Annotated in this window: 8 protein-coding genes; 1 reads left to right on the top strand and 7 read right to left on the bottom strand. The window is 30.7% G+C overall.

Features of this window, described 5'->3' with window-relative positions:
- Window positions 1–463, top strand: a 463-nt coding sequence (locus ABY863_RS03860; RefSeq protein WP_372792949.1) for a hypothetical protein, incomplete at its 5' end; no start/stop codon positions are given.
- A 96-nt stretch (window positions 464–559) separates the two neighbouring features.
- On the opposite strand, the gene ABY863_RS03855 is transcribed toward ABY863_RS03860, so the two are convergent.
- From ABY863_RS03855 to ABY863_RS03825, 7 genes are all read right to left on the bottom strand, one after another.
- Window positions 560–919: a hypothetical protein gene (locus ABY863_RS03855; protein ID WP_372792948.1), complete on the bottom strand. Its 360-nt coding sequence runs from the start codon at window positions 917–919 to the stop codon at window positions 560–562.
- 303 nt (window positions 920–1,222) lie between these two features.
- Window positions 1,223–2,371 (bottom strand): hypothetical protein, encoded by a 1,149-nt coding sequence (locus ABY863_RS03850; RefSeq protein WP_372792947.1) that lies wholly within the window; start codon window positions 2,369–2,371, stop codon window positions 1,223–1,225.
- 5 nt (window positions 2,372–2,376) lie between these two features.
- Window positions 2,377–3,075: an ABC transporter ATP-binding protein gene (locus tag ABY863_RS03845; RefSeq protein WP_372792946.1), complete on the bottom strand. Its 699-nt coding sequence runs from the start codon at window positions 3,073–3,075 to the stop codon at window positions 2,377–2,379.
- A gap of 4 nt (window positions 3,076–3,079) precedes the next feature.
- On the bottom strand, window positions 3,080–4,297 hold the full coding sequence (locus ABY863_RS03840) for an ABC transporter permease (protein ID WP_372792945.1): 1,218 nt from the start codon (window positions 4,295–4,297) through the stop codon (window positions 3,080–3,082).
- A gap of 2 nt (window positions 4,298–4,299) precedes the next feature.
- On the bottom strand, window positions 4,300–5,520 hold the full coding sequence (locus ABY863_RS03835; protein WP_372792944.1) for an ABC transporter permease: 1,221 nt from the start codon (window positions 5,518–5,520) through the stop codon (window positions 4,300–4,302).
- Window positions 5,520–6,290: an outer membrane lipoprotein-sorting protein gene (locus ABY863_RS03830; RefSeq protein ID WP_372792943.1), complete on the bottom strand. Its 771-nt coding sequence runs from the start codon at window positions 6,288–6,290 to the stop codon at window positions 5,520–5,522. The genes ABY863_RS03835 and ABY863_RS03830 overlap by 1 nt, the downstream gene beginning before the upstream one ends.
- 362 nt (window positions 6,291–6,652) lie before the next feature.
- Entirely contained in the window at window positions 6,653–7,723 is a 1,071-nt protein-coding gene (locus ABY863_RS03825; RefSeq protein ID WP_372792942.1) for a DUF3667 domain-containing protein, read from the bottom strand.
- Between the last annotated feature and the right edge of the window lie 33 nt (window positions 7,724–7,756).

Here is a 7,756-nt window from a genome sequence, read left to right as displayed (position 1 = left end):
TCCTATAACGGATGATTTAACCTATAGAATTGCAAGAAGAGAAGCACACCGGGCAGATAATGCGTTGGTTATGGCTTGGCAAAATATGCAATTAGATCCTCAAAAACATCAGAAACTAAAAGAAACAGCTTTTACACTAACCTACTTAAACCACGCTTTACTTTCATACTTATCAGCATTGGGAGCACATAGAAATGAACATACAAAACAAACTTTAAATGTAGTAGTATTTGAAAACCATATTTTAAAAGCTTTAGATGAAGCATTCGATTGGTTAACAACTCAAAATAATAGCAAAATAGAAAATATTGAAAGTAGCCTAGAAGAAATAAGCACGCAATTACTTATTACAAATAATGAAGCTACACAAATACAATATATTTTATTGTACAATATTACTGAAGTCACCTTACAAATACTTGAACAAGCAAAACTATTTAAGCCAACTAAAAATAATGGCTAAACGTTGGATTCATGGATTATTAAAATTTTAAATATAGAATTCTAAATAAACAGCATTCAACTGAATTTGTAATTATACTAAATTATTTTAGGTAGTTTATTCATTTTTATTTTCTTCAACGTGTAAAAAATGTAATAAACGATGTGCTATTGGAGCAAAAATTACGGCAACAGTACTTAAAAAAACGATTCCGCTAAAAAGCGCATAAAACGAAGAAAATAATTTTGCAGTTGTTGTAACCATTTCATCTACAGGTCCCATTCCTGTTAAAATCATAGAGGCATTATAAAAAGCATCTATCCAAGATGTTTCGGCAAAATAATGGTATCCAAAAGTTCCAATTCCCAATGAAAAAATTATTAAAAGCATTGAAAATAAGAAGTACTTAATGACTCTTATAATAAATTTATTAAAAGGTAGAATTTGATGATTTTTATGTTCAAAACGATGTCTCATTATTTGCTGTTTTTAACAATTTAAACTAAAGTTTTTAAAATGAATTCCCTAAGATTTCTCTTACTTTTAAGAGTAAAAATTCAATGATTAGTAAAAGTATCAATTTATTTCCATTCTACACGCATTGAACTTTTCTCCTTTCAATAGCCCATATAATTACTTCATAAGTGCCACTAAATAAAGGTTTTAATTGTTTTATGAAAAAGCTCCTTTGAAAAAAAAATAAGTAACGGTACTTATTTAATAAGTAACTGAGCTTTTTTAATAAGTAACGGTGCTTTTTTTAAAAGTAACTGAGCTTTTTTAGAAACTCCACCGTACTCTAAAAAAAAGCCTATTCTCTATTGCTTGATACTTTTCAAATTCAAAAAATGATTGTGCTGTAAAATTAAATTCCCAATCTGTAGCAATGGAATAATTGAAACTTGGAATTGTGATGAGAGAATGTTTTGTGGGTGAATAAATAGTGCTCATACTTACAAAAAAAATGGGAGAAATTTCTTTTGACAATTGCACAAATCCTGAATATTTAAAGGGCATTAGATTTTTCGCATTTAAATTGGAATACATTAAATTATCTAACCTGTTTGTTGTAGCATTAGCATTGCTGTTATATAAAAGAGAGCCATTGATATAGAGCCCTTTTTTAAAACCATAATCTACAGCTATAGAACTGCTTACTATATTTTTAGCGTTTAAATACGTTTTATAAGGAACAAAATAAGAAATTTCGCCTTTAAAACCAGCATTTTTTAAATTTCCAGCCCAGCCAGTGCCAATCACCCAATCCTTTTGATAAACACCCGTAATTAATTGAATATCATACAACCATTTATTAAATTTATACATTGTTGCCACAATATAATCATCTTTACCTCTCCCCTTTTTTGCTGAAAATTCTAGTTTGCTGAAGTCATCCAAATAATATTGTATGCGAGCAGCATCACTTCCCGGGCGTTCTTCGTAATCAAAATCCAAAATATTGTAGGTATTAAAAATGTCATTGGGATTCCAAACTAAATTCATTCCCCAATTTACACGTTGTCTCCCTAATGTGATATCCCAATTACCTTTGGTATAATTCACCAAAGCCCTATCAATAGTTGTATTAAAAAGAATGTCTTTGTTGTCAACAATATTCCAAGACAGATCTGTAATACCATTATCAATTGAAATCATTTGAGAAAAACCGAATATGTTTTTAACATTATCACCATAAAACAATCTATTTCTAAGTTCAATTCTAACGGTAATAGCTTCTGAAGGAAGATATTTAAAATTTAATCTGTTGTGTAACAAAGTAGTCCATTGTAATTGATCTAACTTGTCAATAAAACTAAATTCATGAAGATTCTTTACATAACCTGATAAAAATAATTTTTGTTCCTTTTCTTGGGCATTTATAGCCGTTAAAGTAAATAGTAGCAGGTATGTTAAAAACAGCTTTTTCATTTGGTTTACGTAGGTGTTTGTTCAACATCTGAAGCTATTTTTCCATCTACCAAAGTTATAACGCGTCGTGCTTTTTTTATAACACGTTGGTCGTGTGTTGAGAATAAAAAAGTAATCTTCTCTTCTTTATTCAATTTTGCCATAATATCCAATAAATTGGCCGCTGATTTAGAGTCTAAATTTGCTGTGGGTTCATCAGCTAATATTATTTTTGGCTTAGACGCTAAAGCTCTAGCAACCGCCACACGCTGTTGTTGCCCACCAGAAAGCTGACCGGGTTTACTATCAATTTTATCTTCAAGATCTACTTCTTTTAATAAAGTAAGTACCCGTTTTTCACGTTCCTTTTTTTGCATATGTTGTAACTGCAATACAAAACCAATATTCTCTTTTGCTGTAAGCACAGGAATTAAATTAAAGGACTGAAATACAAACCCAATATTGTGCAATCTGAAATCTATCAATTTGTTTTCTGAAAGCTTTGTTATTTCAATACCATCTACAATTACGCTTCCTGTTGTTGGTTCATCCAATCCGCCTATCATATTCAATAGTGTAGATTTCCCAGAACCAGATGGTCCAACTAAAGCAACAAACTCCCCTTCTTCTATGTGAAGATGTACATTTTGAACCGCATAAACCGGAACTGTTTTTGGGTTGAATGTTTTACTCACATTATGTGCATCTATAATTGTTTTTGCCATCACTTTAAATTTTACGTATTGCTTCTGAAGGGTTTAATTGCAGTGCTTTATAAGCGGGATAAATAGCTGATAATACGGCTGTTATTAAACACATAGTTACAATAATTATATATTTTTCCTGATCTAATGCAGGATAAATCATGGAACTGAATCCGTAGGATGCTAATCCTTCAGAAAACATAGAAATATTAATTCCTGTTTTTCCTAATATAGCAACAGTTAGCCATCCTACTAACAAGCCCATTGGACAACCTAGTGCCGATAAATAAATGGTTTCCAGCATAATCATTATAAATATTTTACGCTTGTTTAACCCAATTGCCATCAGCATTCCGAGTTCTCTAATACGCTCTAAAACAGACATTAACATTGTGTTAATTATACCAAAAGTTAATGCTAATAAAATGATGCCGCTAATGATGTAGGTATAAAGGTTAAACGATTCTATAATCATTCCCAATTCGGGAGACAATTCTTTCCAATCTTCAATTTTACCTTCAGAAACTATCGTTCTACTATCATTTTTAATACTATCCAGTTGTACTTCATCTTTTACCAATATGGCAATTTCATGACTCTCAGAAGACTTTAATTCTAACAATTCCCTAAGGTGTTCTTGTTGAACATAGACATTCACTTCATCCAACGAAATGTTTTTAGATTTGTAAATTCCCCCAACTCTAAAAGCTCCCGAAACAATTTCTGAATTAACAGTGGTAAAGGTTAATACTACTTTACTTTTAAGCTTTATTTTAAGTTTTTTGGCCAGTTTTTTGCCAATAAGAATCTCATTAGCTTTTCCCGAATCAAAATATGAGCCTTCTCTTACACTTTTGTTTAAAGCTATCTGGGAAATTTCTGAAGCGGGATTGATTCCGTAAATCTTCACACCACTTGCGGTTGTTGGTGACGTTATCATGCCTGTTGCAATAACACGTGAACTTACGGATGCAATACGGTTATCAGATTGAAATTGCTTTACAATCTTATTAGTATTCTGTATGGTAAATTTAGAATCCTTTTCTTCTCCAAAAGTTGGGTGATGTATTTGAATATGTGATAATTGTTTATACACAGACTCATTAATATTATTTTTATATAAACCCCAAGAAAAAGACAGAATAAAAATTCCTGCCCATACACCAATAATGATAGAGCTTATGACCACTAAGCTTCTGGATTTATTCCTCCAAATATTCCGCCAAGCAATTTGAAACAACATAACTAACTATTTATAGCTTCAATAGGTTTTAATTTCATCACCTTATAACCTGGATAAAAGGCTAACAGGATAGATAATGCTAAAACAATTAAAGTTTGAATTATAAAAATTTTCTCTTGACTAGAAAAGTATATAATAGATTCTATGCCATAATCTTCATAAACTTGCTTTAGTTCACCCGTTAAATGAATGGGATGAATTGTAAACCATTTTACAACCAGAATACCTGCAATAATACCTGAAAAACACCCAATTAAGGAAATTAGTATAGATTCTAATAAAAGAATAATGGCAAGTAAACGCTTTTTCATTCCTATGGCTATCAAGATTCCCAGTTCATGTTTTCTTTCAAAAATCATCATCAATAACGTACCAAATAACCCAAATGAAATGATAAAATATAGCACACCAATAATAATATAATGTCCTGTACTGTCTGCTTCAATAAACTGGTCCATTTCGGGCATCATTTCTTTCCAAGTCATCACTTCATATTTATCAGGATTTATAGACTCTTGTAAGGAATATTTTAAGCTTTCTAAATTGGTTGTTTTATCTAACATTACTGAAACCGATGTTAAACGATTCTTAGCTCCATGCATATATTGAGATTGATTTATTGGTATATATACCACATTGTTATTCAATTCAATAGCTCCTAATTTTATGAGTCCTTTCACTTTAAATTTTGCTGCGGCACTGCTTGCGTGATAGCCCTGACCTAACAGCACCAAAGTATCATTTACCCTTAATTTTAGCTGAGATGCTAAACCTTCACCTAAAACAACAGCATTTTCATCACTTGTTTCTATGTATTTACCATCTGTAATTTTTTCGTGAAGATTGTTTACCGCTTTTTCTTTAGCAGGATCTATTCCTAAAATAAGTACACCTTTTGTTTTGTCGGCGTAGGATGCCAGTGCAAATGTTTGTAAACGAGGCATTAAGTGTGTTACATTCGGATTTTTGAGCAATTTTAGATATAGTTGTTCATCTTCCTCAAACGTATTGTCAATAGATTGCTCATCCCAATAGCCTTTTTGATGAATTTGTAGATAACCGGATGAATAACTAACTACATTATGAATCATATTATCATAAATACCATCAGTTAGCGAACGGAAAATTATTGCCAGCAACACTGCAAAAAACACAGAGGTAGCTGTGATGATTGTTCTGCGTTTATTACGCCATATATTTAACCAAGCTAATTTTAACAGCATCATTTTAATTGTTTCATATTTCTTGTGGTGAAGAAGTTATCATTAATAGGAATATCAAAAACAATATCATTATAAAGTATAACAGTACTGTTTCCTTTTTTATCAACTGGGAACATTTCAATTTTTGAAGTTATTTTTCTACCGCCCATTTCCTTAATGGCACTAGAATTCATACTATTCACCAATTCGCCATCTTCATCATAGAATTCGGCTTTTAATTGCAAAAAATCTTTCGTATCAATCCAAACAATCACCTTTTCCCATACAATAGCTGCTGAAGGTTTAGGAATCATTTCAATTTTATAACAGTCTTTCTCTAAAACAATTTCTTTTCCTAACAATGTATGATCATAATCAACTACAGAAGAGGCTTCTTTCACTAAATCGTCATTAGTAAAGTCGGTTCCCATCCAACTTTGTGACATCATTGAAGGTGGCAATTTTATAGTACGCTCAATAGACGGAATCCAGTTCCAAACCTCTTTTATACGTTTTAAAAAAACAGTACCTTTTTCTTTGGCTGGTGAAGTGACTAAAATCATAGAATAATCATCGCCCTTAGACCAGGCTTTCATATTCATTTCTCTGCTCCAGGTAGGTCTGATAATTTTAATTGTAATATCTGCTTGTGAAGTTTTACCTCGCATGTTATCATCTGCTTTCTTAACAATATCCTTTGCTGAAAGGTTATTTTGACTGAATGCTGTTATTAATGGCATTATGAAAATGATAATACCAATAGTAAATTTCAAGAATTGTGTATGTTTCATAAACTCTAAGTTAATTCACCTTATTGTTATAAAAAATGATGTACATCAGTCAAAAAGGAAAGGGCTTTTTAAGGGCTAACTATATAGTAATCATTGAAAATAATCAATTCCACACATATGATGCTTCCCTCCTACGTCATCGCATAAAAAGTGTTTACTCGCTACTCTTTTATTTTACAAATAACAGCTCGTGAACCTCGTACCTCGGTTTCATTAACATTGTAGAAGAAGTTTCCTAGAATAATTTTTTGAAAAAAGTTTTTCGTTTTATCCCAAGCAAAATTACATAATGCGATATACTATAATACTTTTTGTATTGTTGGTTTAGCCATTGATTATGCAACTAAGAGTTTTAGTTAAAATTACTGGATATTCATATAAGTATATAAGGCAAAAGTTATTGTTAATAGCATGATTAATAATAGATTAATAATGATTATTGCACTACTTTTAAAGAAGGATTTCATAATTGGCTGCCCATATAAACGGCGGTGTGCAGGAAAATAGTAATAAATCATCCATAAAACTCCTATGGATTTAAAACCAAATTTAGCCCAATCTACAAAAGGAGAATTGCCTAACAATGGAATCATTTTATCTATGAAAAATAAGATTAAAATTAATAAAAGTAAAAATGAAAAATAGTGAAGTGTAAAGATACTATGATCAAAATAATACCATTTTTTCTTATCATGAAACATCCATAATATGAGAGCAAAAATAGGCATGTACATAAACAATACTTTTGGTAAATTACCAGTAAAGGAAGACATGAACTTTTCAATAATTTGCTCATTCGTGTTCTCTTGCTTAACAGTAAGCCATTTTTTAAGAAACCAATATTCGGTGGCACTTACTTTTTTTTCTTCACTACTTTGTTTTTGAATCGAGTCTAATTCTGAGATAGATTCATAACCGAAATCGGCAACTTCTTTTTTATCAATTCCTTTTATTTGTTTTAATATTTTTATAATAGTATCATTATTTTGTTGGGAAAGTATTCCCACCTTGGTTAAACCATCTATACTTTTTTCTTTAATATGTAAAGAATCAATAGAAGGTATAACTACTTCATTTTTAGATTTTTCTAAAGGTATTTTTTTAACTTCAACAGTTTCATTTGAAAATAAGGATATTAAAAAAAAGGTGATGAAACTTATAAAAATATACAAACGTACTGGTGGCAAAAAGGATAATCGCTTTCCTAATAAATATTCTTTAGTTAATGCAGCAGGCTTAAAGAATAAATTAAAAATAGTTTTCCAGAAAGAACTATCATAGTGCGTTAAGTCTTCAAAAAAATGTTTAAACAGATGATAAAATGATTTTGTTATTTCTGAATTTTCCTGCCCACAGTGTGGACAATAGCGATGCTCTACCTTCTGTTGGCAGTTTAAGCAATTCTTATCTTTTCGTAATTTTTCTTTAGACATCTGAAACAGATCCTAAAAATAAAATTACATTTC

It is taken from the genome of Lutibacter sp. (assembly GCF_041562875.1).
Classification (GTDB): Bacteria; Bacteroidota; Bacteroidia; order Flavobacteriales; family Flavobacteriaceae; genus Lutibacter.
Note: the sequence above shows the minus strand (reverse complement) of the source record. Positions and strands in the feature narration are given on the sequence as shown.